The organism is Microbispora corallina (genome assembly GCF_016863035.1).
In the GTDB taxonomy this organism is placed as follows: domain Bacteria; phylum Actinomycetota; class Actinomycetes; order Streptosporangiales; family Streptosporangiaceae; genus Microbispora; species Microbispora corallina.
Genome location: NZ_BOOC01000002.1, coordinates 269921 through 293962, shown reverse-complemented (window position 1 = coordinate 293962; position 24042 = coordinate 269921). Strand labels below are relative to the sequence as shown.

General features: G+C 73.1%; 22 protein-coding genes. 12 read left to right on the top strand and 10 right to left on the bottom strand.

What is annotated here, in order from left to right:
- Positions 1-42 precede the first annotated feature (42 nt).
- From Mco01_RS03535 to Mco01_RS03500, 8 genes are all read left to right on the top strand, one after another.
- Positions 43-504 (top strand): nucleoside deaminase, encoded by a 462-nt coding sequence (locus tag Mco01_RS03535; RefSeq protein ID WP_204055429.1) that lies wholly within the window; start codon positions 43-45, stop codon positions 502-504.
- Positions 501-1457: an isopenicillin N synthase family dioxygenase gene (locus Mco01_RS03530; protein ID WP_204055428.1), complete on the top strand. Its 957-nt coding sequence runs from the start codon at positions 501-503 to the stop codon at positions 1455-1457. Before Mco01_RS03535 ends, Mco01_RS03530 begins: the two co-directional genes overlap by 4 nt.
- Positions 1454-2842, top strand: a complete 1389-nt coding sequence (locus Mco01_RS03525; protein ID WP_204055427.1) for a purine-cytosine permease family protein — start codon at positions 1454-1456, stop codon at positions 2840-2842. Before Mco01_RS03530 ends, Mco01_RS03525 begins: the two co-directional genes overlap by 4 nt.
- A gap of 124 nt (positions 2843-2966) precedes the next feature.
- Complete coding sequence (locus tag Mco01_RS03520; protein ID WP_275410459.1) at positions 2967-3710, top strand: helix-turn-helix domain-containing protein; 744 nt, start codon at positions 2967-2969, stop codon at positions 3708-3710.
- 30 nt (positions 3711-3740) lie between these two features.
- Complete coding sequence (gene rimO, locus Mco01_RS03515) at positions 3741-5159, top strand: 30S ribosomal protein S12 methylthiotransferase RimO (protein WP_036322398.1); 1419 nt, start codon at positions 3741-3743, stop codon at positions 5157-5159.
- A complete protein-coding gene (gene pgsA, locus Mco01_RS03510) occupies positions 5156-5875 on the top strand; it encodes a CDP-diacylglycerol--glycerol-3-phosphate 3-phosphatidyltransferase (RefSeq protein WP_204055425.1) in 720 nt (239 codons plus the stop codon). The genes rimO and pgsA overlap by 4 nt, the downstream gene beginning before the upstream one ends.
- On the top strand, positions 5872-6366 hold the full coding sequence (locus Mco01_RS03505; RefSeq protein ID WP_204055424.1) for a CinA family protein: 495 nt from the start codon (positions 5872-5874) through the stop codon (positions 6364-6366). Before pgsA ends, Mco01_RS03505 begins: the two co-directional genes overlap by 4 nt.
- 253 nt (positions 6367-6619) lie before the next feature.
- Positions 6620-6985 carry a helix-turn-helix domain-containing protein gene (locus tag Mco01_RS03500; protein WP_036322396.1) on the top strand — a complete coding sequence of 122 codons (366 nt, stop codon included), beginning with the start codon at positions 6620-6622 and terminating at the stop codon, positions 6983-6985.
- Here Mco01_RS03500 and Mco01_RS03495 read toward each other — a convergent pair.
- On the bottom strand, positions 6982-7809 hold the full coding sequence (locus Mco01_RS03495; protein ID WP_204055423.1) for a DNA-formamidopyrimidine glycosylase family protein: 828 nt from the start codon (positions 7807-7809) through the stop codon (positions 6982-6984). The two genes, Mco01_RS03500 and Mco01_RS03495, sit on opposite strands and share 4 nt — an antisense overlap.
- A 7-nt stretch (positions 7810-7816) precedes the next feature.
- The gene (locus Mco01_RS03490; protein ID WP_204055422.1) at positions 7817-8281 is read right to left on the bottom strand and encodes an RrF2 family transcriptional regulator; all 465 of its coding nucleotides are present in this window, start codon (positions 8279-8281) and stop codon (positions 7817-7819) included.
- 96 nt (positions 8282-8377) lie between these two features.
- Between Mco01_RS03490 and Mco01_RS03485 the strand changes: the two genes are divergently transcribed.
- Positions 8378-9874 carry a cryptochrome/photolyase family protein gene (locus Mco01_RS03485; RefSeq protein ID WP_204055421.1) on the top strand — a complete coding sequence of 499 codons (1497 nt, stop codon included), beginning with the start codon at positions 8378-8380 and terminating at the stop codon, positions 9872-9874.
- Positions 9875-9895: 21 nt separating this feature from the next.
- On the opposite strand, the gene Mco01_RS03480 is transcribed toward Mco01_RS03485, so the two are convergent.
- Entirely contained in the window at positions 9896-11821 is a 1926-nt protein-coding gene (locus tag Mco01_RS03480) for an endonuclease/exonuclease/phosphatase family protein (protein WP_204055420.1), read from the bottom strand.
- Positions 11822-11996: 175 nt separating this feature from the next.
- Between Mco01_RS03480 and Mco01_RS03475 the strand changes: the two genes are divergently transcribed.
- A complete protein-coding gene (locus tag Mco01_RS03475; protein WP_204055419.1) occupies positions 11997-13175 on the top strand; it encodes an ROK family transcriptional regulator in 1179 nt (392 codons plus the stop codon).
- Between the two features lie 49 nt (positions 13176-13224).
- On the opposite strand, the gene Mco01_RS03470 is transcribed toward Mco01_RS03475, so the two are convergent.
- From Mco01_RS03470 to Mco01_RS03455, 4 genes are all read right to left on the bottom strand, one after another.
- Complete coding sequence (locus Mco01_RS03470; protein WP_204055418.1) at positions 13225-14784, bottom strand: glycoside hydrolase family 3 protein; 1560 nt, start codon at positions 14782-14784, stop codon at positions 13225-13227.
- Between the two features lie 109 nt (positions 14785-14893).
- Positions 14894-15745, bottom strand: a complete 852-nt coding sequence (locus tag Mco01_RS03465) for a carbohydrate ABC transporter permease (protein WP_204055417.1) — start codon at positions 15743-15745, stop codon at positions 14894-14896.
- Positions 15742-16755 (bottom strand): carbohydrate ABC transporter permease, encoded by a 1014-nt coding sequence (locus Mco01_RS03460; protein WP_204055416.1) that lies wholly within the window; start codon positions 16753-16755, stop codon positions 15742-15744. The genes Mco01_RS03465 and Mco01_RS03460 overlap by 4 nt, the downstream gene beginning before the upstream one ends.
- Before the next feature lie 5 nt (positions 16756-16760).
- Positions 16761-18092 carry a sugar ABC transporter substrate-binding protein gene (locus Mco01_RS03455; RefSeq protein WP_204055415.1) on the bottom strand — a complete coding sequence of 444 codons (1332 nt, stop codon included), beginning with the start codon at positions 18090-18092 and terminating at the stop codon, positions 16761-16763.
- A 216-nt stretch (positions 18093-18308) separates the two neighbouring features.
- Here Mco01_RS03455 and Mco01_RS03450 point away from each other — a divergent pair, with 216 nt between their 5' ends.
- Positions 18309-19472, top strand: a complete 1164-nt coding sequence (locus Mco01_RS03450) for an ROK family transcriptional regulator (RefSeq protein ID WP_204055414.1) — start codon at positions 18309-18311, stop codon at positions 19470-19472.
- A 144-nt stretch (positions 19473-19616) separates the two neighbouring features.
- Entirely contained in the window at positions 19617-20312 is a 696-nt protein-coding gene (locus tag Mco01_RS03445; RefSeq protein ID WP_204055413.1) for a M15 family metallopeptidase, read from the top strand.
- A gap of 31 nt (positions 20313-20343) precedes the next feature.
- Here Mco01_RS03445 and Mco01_RS03440 read toward each other — a convergent pair whose 3' ends face one another.
- Genes Mco01_RS03440 through Mco01_RS03430 form a run of 3 tightly spaced genes read right to left on the bottom strand, consistent with a single transcriptional unit; the run spans position 20344 to position 23779 of the window.
- Entirely contained in the window at positions 20344-22266 is a 1923-nt protein-coding gene (locus Mco01_RS03440) for a N,N-dimethylformamidase beta subunit family domain-containing protein (protein WP_204055412.1), read from the bottom strand.
- Positions 22263-23549: a condensation domain-containing protein gene (locus tag Mco01_RS03435; RefSeq protein ID WP_204055411.1), complete on the bottom strand. Its 1287-nt coding sequence runs from the start codon at positions 23547-23549 to the stop codon at positions 22263-22265. Before Mco01_RS03435 ends, Mco01_RS03440 begins: the two co-directional genes overlap by 4 nt.
- Positions 23546-23779, bottom strand: a complete 234-nt coding sequence (locus Mco01_RS03430; protein WP_204055410.1) for an acyl carrier protein — start codon at positions 23777-23779, stop codon at positions 23546-23548. Before Mco01_RS03430 ends, Mco01_RS03435 begins: the two co-directional genes overlap by 4 nt.
- Between the last annotated feature and the right edge of the window lie 263 nt (positions 23780-24042).

The following is a 24042-nucleotide window of genomic DNA, read 5'->3' as shown; positions in this document are numbered from 1 at the left end:
CTGTCCGTTCCCGAAGCCCCCGTGCGGGGGGATAGTGAGCGCATGACCAGCAACGTTGTGAGCCCGGCCGCGATGCTCGCCGTCGCGCTGGACGAGGCCGGGAAGGGGTACGCCGAGGGCGGCATCCCGATCGGCGCGGCGCTGTTCGGACCGGACGGCCGCCTGCTCGGCCGCGGCCGCAACCGCCGGGTGCAGGACGGCGACCCGTCGCTGCACGCCGAGACCGCCGCCTTCCGCGACGCGGGCCGCCGGCCCGGCTACCGCGGGACCACGATGGTGACGACGCTGTCGCCCTGCTGGTACTGCAGCGGCCTGGTCCGCCAGTTCGGCATCTCCCGGCTCATCGTCGGCGAGTGCCGGACGTTCATGGGACGGCACGAGTGGCTCGCCGAGGCCGGCGTCGACGTGCTGGTCCTCGACTCGCCCGAGTGCGCCGCGCTCATGACCGCGTTCATCGCGGCCGAACCCGCCCTGTGGAACGAGGACATTGGAGATGAGGCATGAGAACGGTTCCCGTCGTCGACCTCGGCCCGTGGTTCCACGGCGGCCCTGAGGGCCGCGCGGGGGTGGCGGAGCGGGTCGACGAGGCGCTGCGTGAGATCGGCTTCCTGCTGGTGACAGGTCACGGGGTCCCGCCGGAGCTGGGCGACCGGGTGCGCGCCGCGGCCAGGCGCTTCTTCGCGCTGCCGCACGAGGTGAAGGACCGGTACGCCGTCACGGTCGGGGAGCGGGGGTGGCTGCCGCCCGGCGTGGAGGCCAACGGCTACGCCGAGGGCACGCCGACCCCGCCCGACCTCAAGGAGACGTTCGCCGTCGGGGCCGACCAGCCGATCGGCCGTCCGGAGATCGACGCCGAGTGGTTCCTGGAGAACGTGTGGCCGGCGGAGGTCCCCGAGATGGAGCCGCTGCTGACCGAGTACCTCGCCCGGATGCGCGCGCTCGCCGACGAGCTGCTCGTGCTGTGCGCGACCGCGCTCGGGGTCTCGCCCGGCTTCTTCACGTCGCAGGCCGACCACCCGTCGTACACGATGAACATCAACCGCTACCCGCCGTTGTCGCAGGTGGGCCCGCCGGAGCCGGGGCAGTTCAGGATCGGCCCGCACACCGACTTCGGCACGGTCACGATCCTCGACCGGCAGCCGGGCGTCGGCGGCCTCCAGGTCTACACGCCGGACGGCGAGTGGATCGACGCGCCCTTCGTGCCCGGCTCCTTCACGATCAACATCGGCGACCTGCTGGCGCGGTGGACCGGCGACCGCTGGCGGTCGAACCGGCACCGGGTGCTCCCGCCGGACGCGTCGGCCCCGGACGAGGAGCTCGTCTCGCTCATCTACTTCTACGAGTGCAACCCGCTGGCCGAGGTCGTCTCCCTCGGCCCTCCGATCGGGCGGGTCTCCCACGAGCCCGTCCTCGCGTCCGACTACCTCCTCGAGAAGCTGAAGGCGATCACCATATGACCGTTCTGGAACCCCCCGCCGTCGCCGTACGCGAAGGAAGCTACGGCGACAAGGTCGCCGCGATCGAGCCGGGCGGCGTCGAGTTCATCCCGTTGTCCGAGCGCCACGGCAGGCCGCGCCAGCTGTTCTGGACCTGGATGTCGCCGAACATGGAGTTCGCCACGATCTTCCTCGGCGTGCTCGCCGTGGCGGCGTTCGGGCTCGGCTTCTGGGCGGCCGTGCTCGCGGTCGTCGTGGGGACCGGGCTCGGGGCGGCGGCGCACGGCGTGCTGTCGGCCCGGGGCCCGTCGGCCGGGCTGCCGCAGATGGTCCTCGGGCGGCTGCCGTTCGGGTACCGCGGGAACATCCTGCCCTCCGCGGTCAACTCGGTCGCGGCCGGGATCGGCTGGTTCGCGGTCAACAGCGTCAGCGGCGCGCTCGCGCTCAACACGCTGACCGGCCTGCCCGCGTGGGCCTGCCTGCTGATCGTGGTCGCGGTGATGGTCGCGCTCGGCTTCTTCGGGCACAACCTCGTGCAGGCCTTCGAGCGGTACGCCTTCCCGGTGCTGGCCGTGATCTTCGCGGTGGCGTCGGTGATCATTCTGTCCAAGGCGCACCCCGGCCACGCGGGCTCCGGGGGAGGCCTCGGTGGCTTCCTGCTGACGGTCGGGGCCACGTTCGGGTACGCCGCGGGCTGGAACCCCTACGCCGCCGACTACACCCGGTACCTTCCGGCCGGCGCGAGCAGGCGGGCCACCGGCCTGGCCGCCGGGCTCGGGGTCTTCGTCTCCTGCGTGATCCTGGAGATCGTCGGGGCGGCCTCGGTCACGATCGGCGGCGGCGACGCCCTCGGGCAGCCGACCTCGGCGTTCACCGGCCACCTGCCGACGGTGGTCGCCGACCTCACGCTGCTGGCGATCGCGCTCGGCGCGATCTCGGCCAACGCGCTCAACGTCTACTCGGGCGCGATGTCGCTGCTCGCGCTCGGCGTACGGCTGCCGCTGACGATGCGCCGGGCGATCGTGGCGCTCGCGTGCGGCGTGGCCGGCTTCCTCGTGGCGCTGTCGGGGCTCGACGACGCCGGGCACAAGTACGAGGCGTTCCTGCTGGTCATCGCGTACTGGATCGGGCCCTGGCTGGGAGTGGTGCTGACCGACATGGTCCTGCGGCGCGGCCGGGACATCCGTGATGACGAGCCGCTCATGTTCGACCGCGGGCACGCCAACTGGGCCGGGCCCGTCGCGATGGTCGTCGGCGTCGTGCTGTCGGTCTGGCTGTTCTCCAACCAGGAGCAGTACGTCGGCCTCGTGCCCAAGCGGGTGCCGGCGGTCGGCGACATCGCGTTCGAGGTGGGCTTCCTCATCTCGGCGGCCGTCTACCTCGCGCTCAAGCCGCTGCGGCGCTGACTTCCACCCCCCCGATGTCGCTCTCGGTATACCCCCCGGGTACCGTTCGTAGTCGGTTACTGCTTGAATGTGACTAACTACGCATTGTGGGGCGAGCGGAAGCTCGGACAGGGGGGCGTGACCAATGAGCGTTGGCGCTGCTTTGGCGGAGGCGCGACAGCGGGCTGAGCTGACCGTGGGTCAGCTCAGCTCCCGCACCTTCATCCGTGAGACGATCATCGAGGGGATCGAGCGGGACGACTTCTCCGCGTGCGGGGGCGACTTCTACACGCGCGGCCACATCCGTGCCATCGCCTCCACGCTGGGGCTCGACCCCGACGCCCTCGTGCGGGAGTACGAGCAGGAGCACGGCGGCTCCCGGCCGAACATCCGGGCGTCGACGTTGTTCAAGGTGGACAACCTGCTGCACCAGCGGAGCCACCGCATGCCCAACTGGACGATGCTGGCGGCCGTGGCCGTCGCGTTGATCGTCGTGGTGGTCCTGGTCCGGCTGCTGTCGGGCTCGGGGGAGAAGGCGGGCCAGACGGCCGTCGAGCTCCCGGTGGTGCACCCCAACGCGGGCGCCCACCACGCACGGGCGCAGGAGCCGGCCGCCGCCCGGGTCCCGAACGGGACCGTGGTCCTCAAGGTCTACGCGCGCAAGCCGTCCTGGATCACGGTGAAGGACGCCAAGGGCCACGCGATGTTCCAGGGGACGCTGCCCGAGGGGGCCGCCTCCACGTGGACCGGCAAGGACAAGCTGAAGGTCGTGATCGGGGACGCGGGGGCCGTGCGTCTCGAGGTGAACGGCAAGGACCTGGGCACCCCGGGCAAGGACGGCCAGACGGTCCGGCGGACGTTCGCGGCGGGCGGCCCGGGTCCCCGCTGACCGCCGACTGCCGATACCGTAGTCAGCATCATGTCTTCTCGCCGAACCGTATCGCTGATCACGCTGGGCTGCGCCCGCAACGAGGTCGACTCGGAGGAGCTGGCCGCGCGGCTCGAGGCCGCCGGCTGGCGGATGGGCGACGACGACCCCGACGTCGTCGTCGTCAACACGTGCGGCTTCATCGACTCGGCGAAGAAGGACTCCATCGACACGCTGCTCGCGGCGGCCGACTCCGGCGCCAAGGTCGTGGCGGCGGGCTGCATGGCCGAGCGGTACGGCGATCAGCTCGCCGGCGCGCTGCCCGAGGCCGCCGTGATCTCCTTCGACGACTACACGGAGATCGGGGCGCGGCTCGACGACGTGCTCGCCGGCCGGCCGCTCGTGCCGCACTCGCCGCGCGACCGGCGCACGCTGCTGCCGATCAGCCCGGTGGAGCGCTCCGCGGCGCACGCGCACATCCCCGGGCACGGCGCCGGCGCCGACGACGCCCTGCCGGAGGGCGTGGCGCCGGCGAGCGGCCCCCGGACCCTGCGCAAGCGGCTGAGCGGGGGCCCGGTGGCCTCGCTCAAGCTCGCGTCCGGGTGCGACCGCCGCTGCACGTTCTGCGCGATCCCCGCCTTCCGCGGGTCGTACGTCTCGCGCCACCCGGACGACCTGGTGGCCGAGGCCCGCTGGCTGGCGGAGCAGGGGGTCAGGGAGCTCGTCCTCGTCAGCGAGAACTCCACGTCGTACGGCAAGGACATGGGCGACCTGCGGGCGCTGGAGAAGCTCCTGCCGAGGCTCGCCGGGGTCGACGGGGTCGAGCGGGTGCGGGTCAGCTACCTGCAGCCGGCCGAGCTGCGTCCCGGCCTGCTCGACGTGATCGCCGCGACCGAGGGCGTCGCGCCGTACTTCGACCTGTCCTTCCAGCACGCCAGCGGTCCGGTGCTGCGGCGGATGCGGCGCTTCGGCGACCCGGTCCGCTTCCTCGACCTGCTGGCCCGCATCCGGGAGCGCGCTCCCGAGGCGGGCGTCCGGTCCAACTTCATCGTCGGCTTCCCCGGGGAGACCCACGGGCAGTTCGAGGAGCTCGTCGGCTTCCTCGAGGAGGCCAGGCTCGACGTCGTGGGCGTCTTCGGCTACTCCGACGAGGAGGGCACCGAGGCCTACGATTTCGACGGCAAGCTCGACCAGGACACGATCGACGAGCGGGTGGCCGCGCTGACCGAGCTGGCCGAGGAGCTGACCGCCCAGCGCGCCGAGGAGCGCATCGGCGACGACCTGGAGGTCCTCATCGAGGAGGACCTCGGGGACGGCGGCTACGAGGGCCGCGCCGCCCACCAGGGCCCCGAGGTGGACGGCGCCGTCACCGTCCAGGGCATCGGCCTGGTGCCCGGCCAGATCGTCCAGGCGGTCGCCGTCGACTCCGAGGGGGTCGACCTGATCGCCCGGATCAAGGCAGGCACATGACGGAGCGCAGCGAACCGCCGCTGGAGGCGGCGGGCCCGCCCGGGGCCGTGCCGGGGCCGCCGGCCCCGCAGGTCGCGGCCGTGCCCGCGCCGTCTCCGGCCGGATCCGCTGCGTCCGAGCCTGCGGGCGGTCCCGCCCCCGCCGAGGCCGCGCGCGCGCCGTCGGCGGTGAGCACGTGGAACATCGCGAACGCGCTGACGATCGCCCGGCTGGTCATCGTCCCGGTCTTCGCCGTCTTCCTCTTCCTGGAGGGCACGGGCTGGCGGTACGCCGCCCTCGGCGTCTTCCTGCTGGCCTCGCTGACCGACCAGCTCGACGGCTGGCTGGCCCGCAAGTACGGCCTGATCACCGACTTCGGCAAGATCGCCGACCCGATCGCGGACAAGGCCCTGATCGGCGCGGCCCTGGTCTGCCTGTCATACCTGGGCGACATCCCGTGGTGGGTGACCGTGGTCATCATCGCCAGGGAGGCCGGGGTGACGCTGCTGCGCTTCTTGGTGATCAGGCACGGGGTCATCCCGGCGAGCTACGGCGGGAAGGTCAAGACGGTCCTGCAGATCGTGGCCATCGCGCTGTACATCGTGCCGGGCGTCCCCGGGCTCGTCCGGTGGGTGCCGCTCGGCGCCGCGCTGGTGGTCACGGTCGGCACCGGCCTCGACTACGTGGTCAGGGCGGTCCGGCTGCGGCAGGTGGCGAAGAGGGCGCGAGCCGCATGATGGGCGAGGCGGCCCAGGTCCTGTCGCTGCTCGTCCGCCGGGGCGCGACGGTGTCGGTGGCCGAGTCGCTCACCGGCGGCCTGATCGGCGCGACCATGACGGGCCCGATGGGGGCCTCCGCCGCCTTCCGGGGCGGCGTGATCGCCTACGCCACCGACCTCAAGGCGAGCCTGCTCGACGTGCCGTCCGACCTGCTCGACCGGGAGGGCGCCGTCCACCCGGAGGTCGCGGCGGCGATGGCGCGCGGGGTGCGGGCCCTCACCAAGTCGGACTACGGGCTGGCCGTGACCGGCGTGGCGGGTCCCGACCCGCAGGACGGCCGGCCGGTCGGGACGGTCCACGTGGCCCTGTGCGGCCCGGAGGAGCGGCTCTGGCGCCGCGACCTCCTGCTTACCGGGGACCGTGACGGGATCCGTCTGGCGACCTGTCAGGAGGCTTTGGGCCTGCTGAGAGGTGTGCTGGAGGCAAATTTGGGGGAACATTCCGGGTGATTACCGCGTTACGTCCCCAGCGAACATGCTCGCCACGGTCTGCCGCGGTGTCGCCCTCTACAGGTACGGTGGAGCTGTGAGTGAGGTCCGTGAGCCATTGGCGAGGAGCAAGTCAGGCGCACGCCCGGCGAAGGGGCCGAGCGAATCAATGATGACGGCGAGGAGTATGTACGAAGGGCGTTCGAAGAAGGGGCGACATGAGCCCACCGCGCGAGGCGTCGTAAAGGCGCCCCCCCTGGGGAGGGAGCGACACATGATCCTGCTGCGTCAGCTGCTCGGTGACGTGCTGCGGCGGCTGAGGGTGCGGCAGAATCGCACCCTTCGCGAGGTTTCCACGTTGGCGCGTGTCTCACTCGGTTACCTGTCCGAGGTCGAGCGCGGCCAGAAGGAAGCGTCCTCGGAGTTGCTCGCCTCGATATGCGGCGCGCTCGGCGTGCCGTTGTCTCAGGTGCTGCGCGAGGTCTCCGACCAGTTCGCGCTCGCCGAACTGCAGGCCGCCCCCGTTCTGGCAGAGGTGCCGGAGCACGAGCGCCTGGGCATCCCGGAGACCGTCCCCGGCGGCATCACCGGTCCCGAGTTCGACGGTTTCCCCGAGGTCAAGGACATGGTCGCCGCCTAGTCCGCCTGGCAGGCGCGGCACCAGTAGATCAGCCGTTCGTACGGCTGTGCCCCGATATCCCCACTACTGATCTCAGACCCGCAACGACGGCAGGGGCGGTGTGCCCTGCCGTACACCAGTAGTGAGCGCCCGGGCCGGGCATCGCCCGTCGTGACCGGCAGCGGTGCGTCCTTGCTCGCCTCCATCAGCTCGTGGGCGAGCCCGGCCAGCGCCTCCAGCTCGTCCGGCGTGATCGACCCCACGGTGCGCCAGGGCGACAGCCGCGCGGCCCACAACGTCTCGGCGCGCCAGATCGTGCCGATCCCCGCCAGATCCCGCTGGTCCAGCAGGGCCTCGCCGATCGTGCGGCCCGGGTCCCTCCGCAGGTTCCGCGCGGCCAGCGCCGCGTCCCAGTCCGGGCCCAGCAGGTCGGGCCCGAGGTGGCCGACCACCCGGTCCTCCCTGTCGGTTGGCACGAGGTCCACCATTCCCAGCTTGATCCCCACGGCCTGCCAGCGCGCGTTGGCCAGGATGAGCCGCACGACGTCGCCGCCAGGCACGCCGGAGCGGCCCCGCCCGCCCGGCCGGCCGTAGGCCTGCCCGGCCTGCCCCGCGGGGCTCACCCGCCATGTCCCGTCCATCCGCAGGTGCGTGTGGACCGTCAGGCCGCCCTCGACGCGGGTCAGCAGGTGCTTGCCCCGGGAGATCGTGGTCAGCACCGTCCGCCCGCGCAGGTCGGCCGTGGCGTAGCGGGGCACCCGGAAGTCGCTGCGGGTCAGCATCCGGCCGTCGAGGGCCTCCCGTAGCCGCTTCGCCGTCCGGTAGACGGCGTCACCCTCGGGCACGGCCGGCTCAGACCGGCATGTGGGAGTCCCACGCCGAGGGGTCGGAGGCCAGCTCGGTCACCCTCGCCGGGAGCTCGCCCTTGGCGATCTGCTCCAGGTTGACCTCCTCCAGGATGGCCCGCTCGCTGGCCCGCAGCGCGATCCACACCTGCTGGAGGGCCTGCGCGGCGCCCAGGTAGCCGACGTGCTCGGGGCGCTCGCCCCGGACGTTGGCCAGCGGGCCGTCCACGGCCCTGATCACGTCGGCCAGCGAGATCTGGCTGGCCGGGCGGGCCAGGACGTAGCCGCCCTCGGGACCCCGCTGGCCGCGCACCAGGCCGGCGCGCCGCATCTGCAGGAGGATGTTCTCCAGGTATTTGGGGGGCATCTCCTGCCCCTTGGCCAGCTCGCCCACCGTGGTGGGTCCCTCGCCGGCCGCGGCGAGCTCGGCGGCGGCACGGAGGGCGTAGTCGACGCGGGCAGAAAGTCGCATGTAGTCGATTATCCCGCCTGGTTGGCATTGGTATGACGCCAACCTGTCAACTCGCCCCGCTCGCGGGTGAGGCGTCGCGTCGTCCGACAATGCGGTATGGGGGACATCGGGAACGACGGCGGCAGGCGGTGGCTGTTCGCCGACCAGCTCGGCGGACACTTCCTCGACGCGCCCGGCCAGCCGGTGCTGCTGGTCGAGGCCACCTCGGTGCTGCGGAGGCGGCGCTTCCACAGGCAGAAGGCCCACCTCGTGCTGTCCGCGCTGCGGCACCGGGCGGCCGAGCTGGGCGACCGGGCGATCTTCGCGCGGGTGCGGACCTACCGGGAGGGGCTGGCCCTGGCCCCGGGCCCGGTGACCGTGTGCCGGCCGACCAGCCACGCGGCGGCCGCCTTCGTCGCGGGGCTGCCCGGGGTGACCGTGCTCCCGCCCCGGGGGTTCGCCAGCACCGAGGAGGAGTTCGCGGCGTGGGCAGCCGGGCGCGGCCGTCGCCGGCTGCTGATGGAGGACTTCTACCGCGACGCCCGGCGGCGGCTCGACGTGCTCATGGACGGTGACGAGCCGGCGGGCGGGCGGTGGAACTTCGACCGCGAGAACCGGCGGCCGGCGCCGCGTGAGGCCGGTCTCGGCCTGCCGCCGCCCTGGCGGCCCGAGGAGGACGAGATCGACGAGGGGGTCCGCCGGGACCTCGACCGGTGGGAGCGCGCGGGCGAGATGGCGTTCGCCGGACGGGACGCCCCGCGGGCCCACCCCGCGACCCGGGACGAGGCGGTGGCGGCCCTGCGGGACTTCGTACGGCACCGGCTGCCGTTCTTCGGGCCCCACCAGGACGCCATGCTCGCGGCCGACCCCGTCATGGCGCACAGCACGCTGTCGCCCGCTCTCAACCTCGGGCTGCTCGACCCCATGGAGTGCGTACGGGCGGCCGAGGCGGCTTACCGGGACGGACGGGCGCCGCTGGCGAGCGTGGAGGGGTACGTCCGGCAGCTGATCGGCTGGCGCGACTACATGTGGCATCTCTACTGGCACTTCGGCCCGGACTACCGGCGCTCGAACGCGCTCGGGGCCCGCACCCCGCTGCCGCGCTGGTTCGACGACCTGGACGCGGACGCCGTGGGGGCCCGCTGCCTGTCGTGGGCGCTCGCGCAGGTCCGCGACCACGGCTTCACCCACCACATCGTCCGGCTGATGGTGCTCGGCAACTACGCCCTCCAGCGGGGGTTCGACCCCGAGGCGCTGGCCGGCTGGTTCCACCGGTCGTTCGTGGACGGGTACGACTGGGTGATGATCCCCAACGTCGTCGGGATGTCCCAGCACGCCGACGGGGGGCGCCTCGCGACCAAGCCCTATGCCGCGGGCGGGGCGTACATCGACCGCATGAGCGACTTCTGCGGCGGCTGCCGCTACCGCCCCGACCGGAGAACCGGCGACGACGCCTGCCCCTTCACCGCGGGCTACTGGGCGTTCGTGGCCCGCAACGAGGAACTGTTGCTGGCCAACCCGCGCACCGCGCGGGCCGCCAGGGGCATGCGCCGGCTCGCGGACATCGACGAGGTCCGCGCGCGCGAGGCTCGGCGCGGCGACGCGCCTCCCTGACGCACCCGGAGCCGGCGGCGCTCACGCGACGCGCAGGCGCACCACCAGTGGCAGGTGGTCGGAATACGGCACGCGGGGGGCGTCGGCCGACACCGCGGTCAGCCCCGGGCTGATCAGCACGTGGTCGATCCGCCTCACCGGACGGTCGGCCGGGGAGGTCGGGGGGTCGCCGAGCGCGCGCAGCGGATCGGTCAGCCCGGCCGCCTCCAGCACCCGCATCGCCGGCTCGTCCGGCGTCGTGTTGAGGTCGCCCGCCAGGACCACGGGGATCGGGTCGCCCACCCCGACCTCGGACGGCGGTGCGCCGGCCCGCAGCCGGCGGACGATCGCCGCGACCTCGGGCGCCTGCCCCGGGGGCGACTGGAGGTGGGTGTTCACGATGCCCACCCGGCGGCCGCCCACGTCGAGCACGATCGACTGGGCCTGGGCGCCGGTCGGGTACCCGTGCCGCCCCAGGCGCGCCGACTCCACCCGCGCGACGGGCAGATCGGTGAGCACGGCGTCGCCCCACAACCGGTCGGCCGCCCAGGCGAAGTGGTAGCCCATGCCGAGGCCCCGGGCGATCCTGGCCAGGTCGTCGTGGCCGCCGTTGAGCAGCCAGCCGCGGTCGACCTCGCTCAGCAGCACCACGTCGGGGTGCCGCGTGCGGGCCCAGGCGGCGATCCGGTCGAGGTCGAGGCGCCCGCCGAGCCCGTACCCCATCCGGATGTTGTACGCGATCAGCGTGAACTCCGGCCCGGGGACCGGCCGCTCGGCCGGGAGCGGCTGCCAGGTGAGCAGGCCCGTGAGGAGGGCGGCCGCCAGGGTGGCCCGCTTCCACCGGCGGGGCGCCGCCCGCAGGGGGCCGGCGCCGCGCCACCGTCCCCGGGACCCTCCCGCCCAGGCGGCCCCGGCGACGAGCACGGCGACGGCCACCGGCACCAGGCCGTTGGGGAAGCCGAGGTCGGCGTCGTAGGCCGCGTAGTAGAGGAACACCGCCACCAGGAACACCAGCATCCCGGCGAGGACGGCGCCGCCCGCCCGTGAGGTCCGGCGCGGACCGTCCGCCTCCCCGTGGGGCAGCCCCGCGAGGCCGGCGCAGGCGCCGAGGGCGACCGTCGCGACGAGGACCGGCAGGACGGGGAACGAGCCCGCCTGCTCGATCGCGATCCCGAGCACGAGGAAGATCCCCGCCATCGGTCCCCAGACAACGGTCCACGCGCACAGGGCCGCCCCGATCATCGCGGCCACCCGTACGGCGACGCCGAGGGCGGCGAGCGGCGCCGCGATCTGGTGGTCCTCCACGGACAGCAGCCCGGCCTGGCCGAAGTACATCCCCGTCAGCAGCAGCATCGGGCCGAACAGGAACCAGACGGCCGCGGGAGCGGGATCGGCCGGCGCCTGCGAGAGCCGTACGGACCACAGGAAGGCGGCGCAGAGGGCGAGGACGGCGAGCCAGGGGAGCGGGCCGTCCCGCCACGCGAGGTCCATCTGGCCGAGCGCGAAGTGGACGGCGACCGAGGCCGCCAGGCCACCCGTCAGCCCGGCGGGCACCCAGGCCGCGGCCGTCGTCCGGGCCGCGCCGTACAGGAACACCAGGCCGGCCGTGACGCCCGCGGCGGCGACGAGGAGCTGCGGGGTGCCGCCGTCGGTCGCCTGCAGGGCGATCCGCGCGGCCGCCAGCAGTGTCGCGCCGGCGACCCGGAGGAGGCGCGGCGGCACGACGCGCGACAGCGGGACCGCCGCGAACGGCAGCGCGAACCACAGCGCGGCGAACAGGCCCATGCGCTCGGGAGGGGTCTCGCCCGCCCGGCCGTACAGGGTGATGAGTGACGGCAGGAACACGCGTAATGTGTCGAACAGGAGCAGCACGCCGCCGGCGAGCGCGACGAGCGGCCACGGCGCGGGGGCGTCCGCGGGCGGGCCGGGGCGGGAGCCGGGGCGGGGCTCGGCGGTCGTGCCGGTCATGGGCGCTCCTCACAGGCGACATGAGTGATCCTCACGTCCCGTGGGAGCGGTATCAAGAGGGCGGCCCGGACCGGTCCGCGCCCTTGTGGGCTCGCTAAACTTGCTGGAAACTTTGTTGACGATTCGCGGGAGCGATCGTGTCACCGCGACGGGGGCGACCATAGAAAGCAGGAGCATGGAGCGACGCCCTGGCGTGCCCAGGCTGCTCCGGGAGATCAATGACCGGGCCGCCCTGGAGCTGCTGCTCGCCTCGGGGCCCCTGACGCGCGGCCAGATCGGCGAGATGACCGGCCTGTCCAAGGTCACCGCGTCCCAGACGCTGGCCCGCCTCGAGGAGCGCGGGCTGGTCGAGGTCGTGGGGGAGCAGGCGGGCAACCGCGGCCCCAACGCCGCCCTGTACGGCGTGATCGCCTCGTGCGCGTACGTCGCGGGGCTCGACGTCGGGCCCGACTCGGTGACGGCCGCGATCGCGGACATCAACGGCGACATCGTCGGCGAGGCGACGGCCTCGCCGAACGGCCACGACGACCCGGTCTCGATCGTCCACAACGCCGTGATGCGGGCCTGCCGGTCCGGGAAGGTGGCGCTGTCGCGGCTGCGCGGCGTCGTGATCGGCACGCCGGGCGTCGTCGACCCGCGCACGGGCGACGTGCGGTTCTCGTTCGACCTGCCCCACTGGCACGAGGGCATCCACGAGGCGCTGGCCCGCGACCTGCGCCGCGACGTCACGATCGAGAACGACGTGAACCTCGCGGCCATCGCGGAGCGGGCGAAGGGGGCGGCCCAGGGGGTGGACGACTTCGTCCTGGTCTGGGTGGGCCGCGGCCTCGGCCTCGCCGTCGTCCTCGGCGGGCGGCTGCACCGAGGCAGGTCGGGGAGCGCGGGCGAGATCGGCTACCTGCCCGTGCCCGGCGTCCCTCTCGCCGAGGACGTCAAGGCCACGCCCGGCCGCCTGCCGTCCCTGGCCGGCGGCCTCCAGTCGCTCGTCAGCTCGGAGGCGGTGACGGAATTGGCCCGCGAGTACGGCTTCAGCGCGGACGGCGCGGCCGGCTGCGTCACGGCCGCCGTGGCGGCCGGCGACGCCGGCGACCGCCTGCTCGACGAGATCGCCTCCCGGCTCGCGCTCGGCGTGGCCTCGGTGTGCGTGGTGCTCGACCCGGGCCTGGTGGTGCTGGCCGGCGAGGTGGGCCAGGCGGGCGGCGCCGCGCTGACCTCCCGCGTGGAGGAGGCGGTGGCCCGAATCTGCCCGATACGCCCCGAGGTGGTGGTCACCGGCGTCGAGGGCAACGCGGTGCTGCGCGGCGCGGTCCTCGCCGCGCTGGACCAGGCCCGCGAGGAGATCTTCGCCTCCTGACGCGCGTACGGCCCGGGACGCCTGTCCCGGGCCGTGGTCACGTGGCCGTTCAGGCCGTCAGCAACTCGACGGCGGCCTGCGTGTTCGCCCGGGCCGCGCCGTACGTCGCAATGTAGGCGCCGGCCGCGGGACGCCAGATCGGCAGGCCCATCTCCACGACGACCGCGTCGGGGCGTCCGGCGACCAGCGCGGACACGAGCGCCCTGGTGCGCGGGTGGCGGTGGGCGTCCTTCACCACGACGATCAGCGAGCGGCCCCCGGCCCGGCCGAGCAGCGCGGCCGTGTCCGCCTCGTCCGGCTTCACGCGGACCACCTCCGCGTCCGGCAGCCAGGGGGACACGCCCCACGGCACGTCGCCGACGGCGATGGTCGGCGGAGTGTCGACCTCCACCACGAACGGCTCCACCAGCGGCGCGGCCGACCCGGTCAGGGACACGGCGCGGCGGGCGGCGTCCAGGCCGACGACCGTGCTCTCGCCGGCGTCCCGGTGCGGGGCGGCGAACCAGTCACGTAGCCGGTCGGTCCGCTCGTTCGCCTCCTCCAGCCGCTCAAGGGGCAGCCGCCCGTCGGCGACCGCGTCCACGATCGCGGCCAGCAGCAGCGTGATCTCCTCGGGTGTCGGCAGCGGGCCCAGGCACAGCAGATCGGCGCCCGCCGCCAGGGACATGACCGCCCCGCCGCCGAGGCCGACGCCGCGGGAGATCGCGTGCATGTCGAGCGCGTCGGTGATCACCACGCCGTCGTAGCCCATCTCCCGGCGCAGCAGGGCCGTGAGCGTCTCGGCGCTGAGCGTGGCGGGCAGGCCTCCCGTCAGGCCGGGCACCGCCACGTGCGCAGTCATGATCGACTTCGTGCCCGCCTCGATCGCGGCCCGGAAGGGCACCAGCTCGCGCTCACGCAGCAGGTCGAGGGAGGCGTCCACCAGGGGGATCTCCAGGTGGGAGTCCTGCCGGGTGGCGCCGTGGCCGGGGAAGTGCTTGACGCAGGCGGCGATCCCGAGGGCCTGCAGCCCTCGTACGGCGGCGACCGTGTGGCGCGCCACGAGCTCCGGCGACGAGCCGAAGGACCGCGTGCCGATGATCGGGTTGTCGTCGACGGTGTTGACGTCGGCCACCGGGCCCATGTCGAGGTTCACCCCGCAGTGGGCGAGGCCGGCGGCCATCGAGCGGTAGACCCGCTCGGTGAGCTCCACATCGTCGACGGCGCCGAGGGCGGCGTTGCCCGGGTAGGGGCTTCCGGTGTGGTAGGCGAGGCGGGTGACGTCGCCCCCCTCCTCGTCGAGCGAGATGACGGGCCGCCCTGCCCCCTTGAGCTGGGCGGTGAGCGCCGCCATCTGCTCGGGCCCTTCGACGTTGAAGCCGAAGAGCGTGACGCCGCCCAGGCCGTCCTCCAGGCCGCGAAGCACCCAGTCGGGCGCGGCGGTGCCCCGGAAGGCGGCGAGCAGCGTGCCCGCCGCGAGGCGGACGAGTCCCCGATCGCCGGCGTTAGCGATCAAGTCGGCGATCCCCCCGCGCGGCCCGCTGTCGCGGGCGCCGTCGGTCCCGGGGTCCGGGAGGGGGTCGCGGGACTTGGCGATCCCTGTCGGCAGGGGATCGCGGGTCGCAGACATGGTGTCTCGACTCCTTAGGTGGGTGTGTGTGCTTACTCGGTGGACGGGCAGGCCGGCTACGGCCAGGCCCTCGTGGGGCCGTGGCCGTAGGATGCCCGGAAAAGGGGGGTCAACCCTTGACTGCGCCCGCGACCAGGCCGGAGACCATGCGCCGCTGGACCAGAAGGAAGAAGGCGAGGACCGGGATGGTCATCAGGGTCGAGGCCGCCATGATGCCGCCCCAGTCGGTCGACCGCTGGCCGACGAAGAACTGCAGCGCGACCGGCATCGTGTACTTGCCCTGGTCTCCGATGAGGGTGAGGGCGTAGACGAACTCGTTCCACGTGGTGATGAACGAGAAGATGCTGGTGGCCACCAGGCCGGGCGCGACGAGGGGGAACAGCACGCGCCAGAACGTGGTGAACCGGCTGGCGCCGTCGATCCAGGACGCCTCCTCCAGCTCCTTCGGGACGGCCGCGACGAACGTGCGGAGCATCCAGACGGAGAACGGGAGCGTCAGGCCGACGTTGATGATGATCAGGCCGAGCAGCTGGTCGTACAGGCCGAGGCGCTTGACCATGGTGAACAGCGGGATGAGCAGCGCCTCGGCCGGGACCATCTGCACGATCAGCAGCAGGATCAGGAACGAGGTGCGGAAGCGGAAGCGGAAGCGCGCCACCGCGGTCGCCGCGAGCAGGGCGAAGACCGCGCCGATCACCACGGCGCTGACCGCCACGAACGTGCTGTTGAGCAGGTACTGCCAGATGGAGTGACCGGCGACGCCCTTGGTGAAGACCCGTGAGACGTGGTCGAGCGAGGGCGGGCTCGGGAACGGGATGAAGGCCGTGGTGAAGATCTGGTCGTTGGGCTTGAAGGCCGTCGTGACCATCCAGTACACGGGGAAGACCGCGAAGAGGAACACCGCGACGCCGGCGGCGTTGAGCGCGGCGGCGCCGAGCCTCTTGCGGGCGAGCGGGCTCATCGGACGTCCTCCGTCTTCACGATCTGCCGGACGTACACGAAGGTGATCACCAGCAGGATGCCCGTCAGGACGACGGCGATGGCCGCGCCCAGGCCCATCTTGGGCGGGCTGCTGAACGCCTCCGCGTAGCTCCACAGCGAGAGGTTGAAGGCGTCGCGGTTCACCGTGCCGCCCGCCAGCAGGTAGAGCTGCGTGAAGACCTTGAAGTCCCAGATGATCGACAGCACGACCAGCACGGCGAAGACCGGCTTGAGCAGCGGGAAGGTGATCTTCCTGAACGTCGTGAACGCGCCCGAGCCGTCCATTCGCGCCGCCTCGTACAGCTCGGCCGAGATGCTCTTGAGCCCGGCGAGGACCGACACGGCGATGAACGGGAACGACGCCCAGACCACGGCGACGATCAGCACGAAGTAGAGCGTGCTGGTGTCGTTGAACCACGGCTGCCCGCTCCAGTCGGACCGGCCGAAGACCAGGCTCGACAGCCAGTCGGGCAGCAGGTTCAACGTCCAGTTGACCACGCCGGAGTCGGAGTCGAAGAGCCACTTCCACACGATGGCCTGCGCGGTGGGCGGCGTCGCCCAGGCCGACATGATGCCGATGATCACGAACGTCGACATCTTCTTCCCCAGCCTGTTGAGCAGGAGGCCGACCAGCGTGCCGAGGATCAGCGTGAACGCCACGGCGAGGACGGCGAACACGACCGTGTTGCGCAGCGACGACCAGAACAGGTCGGAGCTGAGGATCTGCTGGTAGTTGTCGGTCCCCACGAACTCGGCCGGCGCCGGATTCGTCACCTTGATCTGGCGCAGCCCGACCTTGTGGAACGACATGTCGACCATCTGGTAGAGCGGGTAGAGCAGCAGCACCGCGATGACCAGAAGGCCGGGCAGGAGGAGGACGTACGGGACCGCCTTGTCGGAGAGGCCGGACCTGCGCGCCCTCGGTGGCGTACGCCGCGACGGGGCGGAGTTGTCGGCTCCGCCCCGGGCGACCAGTGACGTCTGGGTCATGATCCCTACTGGTTGAGGATCGTCTCAAGCTCGGAGTTCGCGTCCGTCAGAGCCTGGTCGACGCTCTTCTTGCCCTCGATCACCGACCGGGCCGCGTTCTGCAGCACGGCCTTGGTGTCGTTGGCCTCCGCCCAGTTGGGGCTGGCGGGGAAGCCCTTGGCCACCTTGAAGGTGTCCGTGAACGGCTTCTGGGTGGGGTCGCTGCCCAGCTGCTCCAGCGCGTCGGGGTAGAGCGGGAGCAGGCCGCCCTCCTTGGCGTACCGCACGCCGAACTCCTTGCCCGCGGCCAGCTTCAGGTACTCGGCGGCGAGCTCGGGGTTCTTGGTGTCCTTCCAGATGGCGATGTCGTTGCCGCCCTGGAAGGCCGGGGCCGGGCCGCTGCCGTCCTTGGACGGGAGCGAGAAGAAGGCCATCTTCGACTCGTCGATCTTGCCCTTGCTCTGCTCCTTGATCGCGGCGATGTCCCAGCCGCCGGTGACGTACATGCCGACCTTGCCGGCGGCGAAGCGCTGGGCGATGTCGACGCTGTTCTGGGTGAGGCGGCCCTTGCCGGAGACGGCGTCCTTGGACACCAGGTCCGTGTAGAACTGGAAGCCTTCCTTGAAGCCCGGCTGGGTCAGCTCGCCGACCCACTTGCCGCTCTCGAACTTCGCGAAGTCGCCGCCGGCGGACCAGACGAACGGGGACAGGGACATGTTGGCGTCGGAGCCGCCGTTGAAGGCGAAGCCGTCGACGTCCTTGCCCTCCTTGTCGACGATCTTCTTGGCCGCCGCGACCAGGTCGTCCCAGGTCTTCGGCACCTCGATGCCGAGCTTGTCGAACCAGTCCTTGCGGTACAGGACGGCCCGGGTGCCGCCGCCCCACGGCGCCGCGTAGACCTTGCCGTCGATCGTCTCGTAGCTCCACAGGTTCTGCGGGATCTGCTGGAGCTCGGGGTCGCTCTTGACGATGTCGGTGACGTCGGTGAGCGCGTCCTGGGCGACCCAGGCGGCCACCTGGTCGTTGCCGAACTCGGTGACGTCGGGGCCCTCGCCGCCGGCGAGTGCCGCCGTCCACTTCTTCTGCGCGTCGGGCCAGGGGACCCACTGGACCTTGACGTCGGCCCCCGTCTTCTGCTTGAACGCCGCGTTCAGGTCGTCCATGTACTTGGTGAAGACGTCTGTGGGGGCACCAAGACGCCACACGGTAAGGGTCTGGCCGGCGAACTTGGGACCGTTGGCCGAGGCGGCGTTGGTCGGCGTCGTCTTGCCCGAGTCGTCGCTGCTTCCGCAGGCGGCGAGTCCCAGGGCCAGGGCAGCGGTCGCGGTGCTCGCGGCCACGATCTTCACGATCTTCACGGGTGGTTCTCTCCCTTCCCGGCTTCGCGTCGGGGGTGCGCCTCTAGGGGGGTGTCGGCGGGCCGCTCACCTGGTGAAGGCGCTCTCCTTTCGGTCGGCGCTCATGGCGTCCCGAGGCTCGATCGGTTGCCTCCGGGGTGGCTGCGGCTAAACTAACAAGAAACTTTCTTAAAAAAAACCCGCGTTAGCGGATCGTGACGAGAGGGGAACCAGCCGGTGCCTCAACGACCGGGAACACCACGGCTGCTGCGTCAGATCAACGACCGGGCGGCATTGGAGCTGCTCCTCTCGAAGGGCCCGCTGACCAGGGCCGAGTTGGGAGAGCTTACCGGGCTCTCCAAGGTGACGTCGGGCCAGCTCCTGTCCCGTCTGGAGACCCGCGGCCTGGTCACGGCGGCGGGCGAGCGGCCCGGAGGGCGCGGCCCCAACGCCGCCCTGTACGGCGTCAACCCGTCCAGCGCGTACGTCGCGGGCCTGGAGGTCCTCCCCGACAGTGTGACGGCAGGCGTGGCCGACATCACCGGGACGATCGTCGCGGAGGTGACGGTGGACCCGAGCGACGCGGGGGACCCGGTCCGGGTGGTCCACGAGGCCGTGCTGCGGGCGTGCGAGACGGCGAGCGTGGAGCTGGGGCGGCTGCGCTGCTTCGTGATCGGCACCCGCGGCGTCGTCGACCCGGTCAGCGGCGACGTCCGGTACTCCTTCGACCTGCCGGCCTGGCACGTCGGCATCCTGGCCGGGCTGCGCGACCTGCTGGGCGACTGCGTGATCATCGAGAACGACGTGAACCTGGCCGCGCTCGCCGAGCAGACGTACGGCGCGGCGCGCGGGGTGGAGGACTTCGCGATCCTGTGGGCCGGCGTCGGCCAGGGACTCGGGGTGATGCTGGGCGGGCGGCTGCACCGCGGCATCACCGGCGGCGCGGGCGAGATCGGCTGGCTCCCCGTTCCCGGCGAGCCGCTGCCGAGCGACGTGAGGGCGCCGCAGACCGGGTCGTTCCAGCGTCTCGTCGGAGGAGAGGCACTGGGGGGTCTGGCGCGCGAGCACGGCATCCAGGACGAGGCGGGGGTCGCCGGCCTGGTCCGCACGGCCCTGGCCACCGGGAACCACGGCTTCATCGAGGACCTGGCGGGCCGGCTGGCGGTCGGCGTCGCGGCCGTGGCGGTGGTGCTCGACCCGGGCCTGGTGGTGCTGAGCGGCGACATCGGCAGGGCCGGCGGCGACGCGCTGGCCGCCCGCGTGGAGGAGGCCGTGGCCCGGGTGTGCCCGAGCCGGCCGAGCGTCGCCGTGACCGGCGTCGAGGGCAACCCCGTGCTGCGCGGCGCGATCGTCGCCGCCCTCGGCCGGGCCAGGGACGAAGTCTTCTCCGACACTGTATAAGACACCGGGTGAGTCACAGCGTGAGACACCGGGTGAGACGGCGGGTGACTCGCGCGGTGCGGCGGCGTTGCGCGACCGCCGTGGCGACCGCCGGCGGGCCTCCTCCCGCGTGGCGGAGATCCGGCGGGCGATAGGTTGCTGCGCATGCCTGATGCTTCCCGCGACTGCCTCGCCGTGTCCCCGATCGCCCTTGGCACCGCCGAGGTGGTGCTGATCTCGGATCCCCGCGTGACCTCCATCCCGGTGGAGGAGTGCGGAGAGGCTCTGGGCGACGTGCGGGGGAGGCTGCGGGTGGACGGCCGGCTGGCGGACCCGGCCGGCGCCTACGCCCATCTGCGTGAGGGGCTGCTGACCCGCCTGGAGGAGGCGCAGCGCCTCCTGCCCGCCGGGTGCAACATCCTGGTCGTCGAGGGCTATCGGCCGCCGGCGCTGCAGACGCGGTACTTCGAGGAGTACAAGGAGGACCTCAGGTCCGCCTACCCCGGTCTGTCGGAGGCGGAGCTGCACGTGGCCGCCAGCCGGTACGTCTCGCCCATCGAGGTCGCCCCCCACACGGCGGGCGCGGCCGTGGACCTCACGCTGTGCGACGATGACGGACGCGAGCTCGACATGGGCACGGCGGTCAACGCCAATCCCGAGCAGAGCGACGGCGCCTGCTACACGGCGGCCGCCACCATCGGACGGCAGGCCCGGCGGCACCGGGAGATCCTCGGCGGGGCGCTGGAGGCGGCCGGTCTCGTCAACTACCCGACGGAGTGGTGGCACTGGTCGTACGGCGACCGGTACTGGGCGATGACCTGCGGGGTCCCGGCCGCCCGGTACGGCCCGGTCGACCTCTGACCTCCTCCCGTCCCGCATCCGGCGCGTCCGTTCAGATCCAGGGGCCGGCGGCGGGCCGCCAGCGCAGCGACCGGCCGGCGCCCGCCGACACCAGCCGTCCGGCGTGGGCGGCGAGGACGGTCGCCCCCGGGGCCTCGCCCAGGTCCGTCCAGGCGGCGGGCGCGGCGGCGGCCGGCCGGGTGCGGACGCGGTGGCCGGCGCCGAGCGCGTAGAGGCTCCCGTTGCTCCCGCTGAGGGCGACGGCGCCACCCGAGTCGCCGGCGTCCCGCCAGGGGGAGGGGCCGGTCCTGGCGAGGTCGCCGAAGGGCAGCGCCCACAGGCGGCCCCGGGACGTCGCCGCGAAGAACGTGGAGTCGTTGACGGCCAGGGCGACGGTGTCCGGGGGGACCCGCCCGACGTCCGCCCAGTCGGCCGGCTCCTGCGTGTCCGGCCGATGGCGGAGCACCCCCGCGGGGGTCACGCCGTACAGGCCGGTGGCGAGCCCGCCGGCCGCCTCGCGGGGCGCGTCGAGGCAGAGCACCCCGCCGCCGGAGCCGATCGGCCGCCAGCGCAGGTTCTGCCCGCACAGCTCGCGGGTGAGCAGCACGCCGTCGGTGCTGACGGCGTACAGGGTCCGGCCGGAGGCGGCCAGCGCGCGCAGGTCCGCGACGGGCCCGACGACCTCCCACTCCGTGCGGGCGGGCCGGGAGAGCCGGTCGAGGACGTTGCGGGTGATCCGGTCGACGACCGGGTCGTGCAGGGTGTTGCCCCAGTTGACGGTCGCGGCGTTGAACACCGTGCCCCGGCCCCGGGTGAACAGGCCCATGGTCGCCCAGCCGCCCTGGCCGTACGCGCTCCAGTGCCGCAGGTCGGCGGTGGCGAGCACGACGAACGACGAGGGCGTGCCGTCCCGGCAGGTGACCCGGGGCACGCCGAGGACCTCCTCGAACTCGGCCGCGTCGGTCTCGTAGCCGAGCGCGCCCTGGCCGAACTTGTCGCCGTCGGTCAGGCCGGTGCCCTCGAAGACCCAGTGCCCCGCGAAGCGGACCGTGTACGACTCCTCCCGCATGAGGGCCATCGACGGCCCCCAGACGCCGGCGCCGTTGCGGAAGCTCACGCCGGTCAGCGCGTTCTCCGGGCGGTCGACGGGGGCGCTCGACCACTCGACGGTGGTCAGCGCGGGGTCGTCCACGGGGTCGGCCAGCGGGTCGCGGTGGCAGACCATGGTCCGGCCCTCCATCCGGATCTGCCACCAGCAGGTGTTGCCGGAGAAGAACGCGATGTTGCCGCCGCGCCGGGCGAAGTCCTCGCAGGCGTCGCGCATGGGGGCCGACCAGTACTCGTCGTGCCCGTTCACCACCAGCAGCCGGTAGGCCGATAGGAGTCCCGGCTCGAGGTCGAGCCCTGAGCAGTACTCCACCGTGTAGCCGGCCGGGCCGAGCCAGCGCAGCAGGCCGTCCTCCCACCGCTCGGGAGGCGGGCCGCCGCCGGGGCGGTCGAACGTCACCCGGGCCGCCCGGTCGGGCTGCTCGGTCCAGTAGACGCTCTCGCCGGGCACGCCGGCCCGGTTGTACGCCTGCCACGTGGTGAACGGGATCGACACGAGGATCGGCGACGCCGAGCCCGGGACGGCCTGCCGTACGACGAAGTAGACCTCGTCGTCGGCGCTCGTCCCGGTCCCGGGCAGGTCGCCGGTCGCCCGGGGGACGGGCATCCCGGTCTCGGGCGGCCCGGGCGTGAACCGGGCCCGGTAGAGCGAGCTCGGCCACGTCTCCGGCACCCGCAGCGTCCACTCGGGCCCCCGCACCGAGTCGGCCAGGACGAGCCGGTCGCTCGTCACGTCGTGGACGGTGACCCCCACCGTCGCCGAGGTGTCCAGCCGGAACTCCAGCGTCTCGCCCTGCGCGCACGACGTGGCGGCCGCGTACGCGCGGACGACGGGCTCACGGGGGTGGCGGACGCCGGAGGGGGTCATCGCAGCGCCGCCTCGACCAGCAGCCGTTCCAGCTCGACGAGGAACCGCTCCATGTCCGCCGTCGCCAGCCACCGCGTGTCGGCCGTCAGCGAGATCCGCCCGCCCTCGTTGACGTGCACGCAGAAGCGGCAGTTGAGCCGGTCCTGGCTGAGCGGCCAGGCGATCCGCGTCGCGTCCAGCGCCTCCTTGATCGGCGCCTCGTCGCGGTAGACGGCCCGCTCCGCGAAGCGCATGTCGTTGAAGCAGCAGTACGGGTGGACGGGGACGCCGCGGTCGCGGCTCGCCTCGGCCACCACCCGTTCGCGGTCGCCCGGGTCGTGGTAGCCGCTCCGGTAGGCCCGCAGGACGGCGGGCCGGGCCCGCGCGAGCAGGTCGGCGAAGCCCTCCTCCGCCACGTCCAGGACGAAAAGGCCCTCCTGGGACAGCGTGGTGACTGCCGCGCGGGTGTCGTGGCGGAAGCGGTTGCCCACGATCGGCAGCACGGCGACGGTCTCGTGGCCGGTCAGCTCCGCCACCATCGCGCTCACGGCCGTCAGCAGCACGGTCGAGGTGCTCGCGCCGTGCCGGACGGCCAGGCGCTGGGCGGCCATGTCCGCGGCCGGCGAGGTGAGCAGGGCCCGCCGGATCGGCGGCCGCTCGGCCGCGCCCGAGGCCACGTGGAACATCGTGGGCGGGATCCTGCGGTGCTCGCGCTCCCAGTGGGCGGCCGCGCCCGCGGCCTGCCGGCGGCCGGCCGCCGAGCCCTGCCACTGGGCGAGGTCGAGCGGCTGCGGCGGCGGCCCCTCGCGGAGGCCGCCGCGCAGCAGGATGAGCCGCAGGTCGCGCAGGACGCGCTCGGCCCCGAGCCCGTCGGCGGCCATGTGGCAGAACGCGAGGACGATATGCGTGACCTCCTCGCCGGCGGCGGAGCCCTCCGTCACCAGCGCCACGCGCAGCGGCCACTCCCTCTCGTAGTCGAAGGCCGTGCCGCACAGCTCCGCCAGCACGGCCTCCGGGTCCCGCTCCGGCGCGATCGCGACCTCGACGGCGCCCCGGTCGCGCAGGTCCTGGCGGGGGCCGGGCGCGACCAGCGTCCGCAGCGCCTCGTGCCGCTCGACCAGCAGGCCGACGGCCCGCGACACGTGGGCCACCGACGCGGGCCGCGCCCCCCGCGGCACCTCCAGCACACGCCCGAAGTTGAAGTAGCGGTCGTCGGGGGCGGTCCGCCCGATGGCGTCCCAGATCGCCCGCTGGCCCCACGTGAGCGGGGCCGTGCCGGAGCGCGCGCCGGAGAATGCGATCATCGGGCCGCCGACACCCAGGCCGCCAGGCCGTCCAGGCTGTCGAGGAACGAGACGTCGCCGCCGAGGTCGATCTCCACGCCGTACTCCCGTTCCAGCGCGTCGATGAGCCGCATCTGCGCGAGCGAGGTGACCCCGAGGTACGACAGCGGGACCGTCGCCGCCATGACCTCGGCGGCGCTGACCTGTCCGTCGCACGACTCCGACACCAGCTCCGCCAGTCTCTCCTTCATCTCCTGCCTCCCTGCCGGGTTCCTGATCCACCGGTTCCGATACTGGCCGCTCCCCGGGCCGTGTCTCGACCGCTTTACGGACCTCTCCCGCCCGTGTTCCGGCCCGGGTTTCCCCGACGAGGAGTCCGGCAGGGCCATGGTGATCCCCGCGCGTGCCACGGGACGTGGGGTCATCGGGCCGTACGGCTGGGCGCCGGGGCAGGATCCGGCAGGCGCGGTGCGCGACGCGCACGTGCGGGAGCGGCGGTCGCCGTCGTCCCGGA

Bases quoted from the DNA above. Each gene is read 5' to 3' on its own strand.
- Mco01_RS03500 (WP_036322396.1), top strand. From the start codon at position 6,620: ATGATCCTGCTGCGTCAGCTGCTCGGTGACGTGCTGCGGCGGCTGAGG.
- Mco01_RS03520 (WP_275410459.1), top strand. From the start codon at position 2,967: ATGAGCGTTGGCGCTGCTTTGGCGGAGGCGCGACAGCGGGCTGAGCTG.
- Mco01_RS03475 (WP_204055419.1), top strand. From the start codon at position 11,997: ATGGAGCGACGCCCTGGCGTGCCCAGGCTGCTCCGGGAGATCAATGAC.
- Mco01_RS03530 (WP_204055428.1), top strand. From the start codon at position 501: ATGAGAACGGTTCCCGTCGTCGACCTCGGCCCGTGGTTCCACGGCGGC.
- Mco01_RS03525 (WP_204055427.1), top strand. From the start codon at position 1,454: ATGACCGTTCTGGAACCCCCCGCCGTCGCCGTACGCGAAGGAAGCTAC.
- Mco01_RS03465 (WP_204055417.1), bottom strand. From the start codon at position 15,745: ATGAGCCCGCTCGCCCGCAAGAGGCTCGGCGCCGCCGCGCTCAACGCC.
- rimO (WP_036322398.1), top strand. From the start codon at position 3,741: ATGTCTTCTCGCCGAACCGTATCGCTGATCACGCTGGGCTGCGCCCGC.
- Mco01_RS03435 (WP_204055411.1), bottom strand. From the start codon at position 23,549: ATGATCGCATTCTCCGGCGCGCGCTCCGGCACGGCCCCGCTCACGTGG.
- Mco01_RS03535 (WP_204055429.1), top strand. From the start codon at position 43: ATGACCAGCAACGTTGTGAGCCCGGCCGCGATGCTCGCCGTCGCGCTG.
- Mco01_RS03445 (WP_204055413.1), top strand. From the start codon at position 19,617: ATGCCTGATGCTTCCCGCGACTGCCTCGCCGTGTCCCCGATCGCCCTT.
- Mco01_RS03480 (WP_204055420.1), bottom strand. From the start codon at position 11,821: ATGACCGGCACGACCGCCGAGCCCCGCCCCGGCTCCCGCCCCGGCCCG.
- pgsA (WP_204055425.1), top strand. From the start codon at position 5,156: ATGACGGAGCGCAGCGAACCGCCGCTGGAGGCGGCGGGCCCGCCCGGG.
- Mco01_RS03470 (WP_204055418.1), bottom strand. From the start codon at position 14,784: ATGTCTGCGACCCGCGATCCCCTGCCGACAGGGATCGCCAAGTCCCGC.
- Mco01_RS03505 (WP_204055424.1), top strand. From the start codon at position 5,872: ATGATGGGCGAGGCGGCCCAGGTCCTGTCGCTGCTCGTCCGCCGGGGC.
- Mco01_RS03440 (WP_204055412.1), bottom strand. From the start codon at position 22,266: ATGACCCCCTCCGGCGTCCGCCACCCCCGTGAGCCCGTCGTCCGCGCG.
- Mco01_RS03490 (WP_204055422.1), bottom strand. From the start codon at position 8,281: ATGCGACTTTCTGCCCGCGTCGACTACGCCCTCCGTGCCGCCGCCGAG.
- Mco01_RS03430 (WP_204055410.1), bottom strand. From the start codon at position 23,779: ATGAAGGAGAGACTGGCGGAGCTGGTGTCGGAGTCGTGCGACGGACAG.
- Mco01_RS03485 (WP_204055421.1), top strand. From the start codon at position 8,378: ATGGGGGACATCGGGAACGACGGCGGCAGGCGGTGGCTGTTCGCCGAC.
- Mco01_RS03460 (WP_204055416.1), bottom strand. From the start codon at position 16,755: ATGACCCAGACGTCACTGGTCGCCCGGGGCGGAGCCGACAACTCCGCC.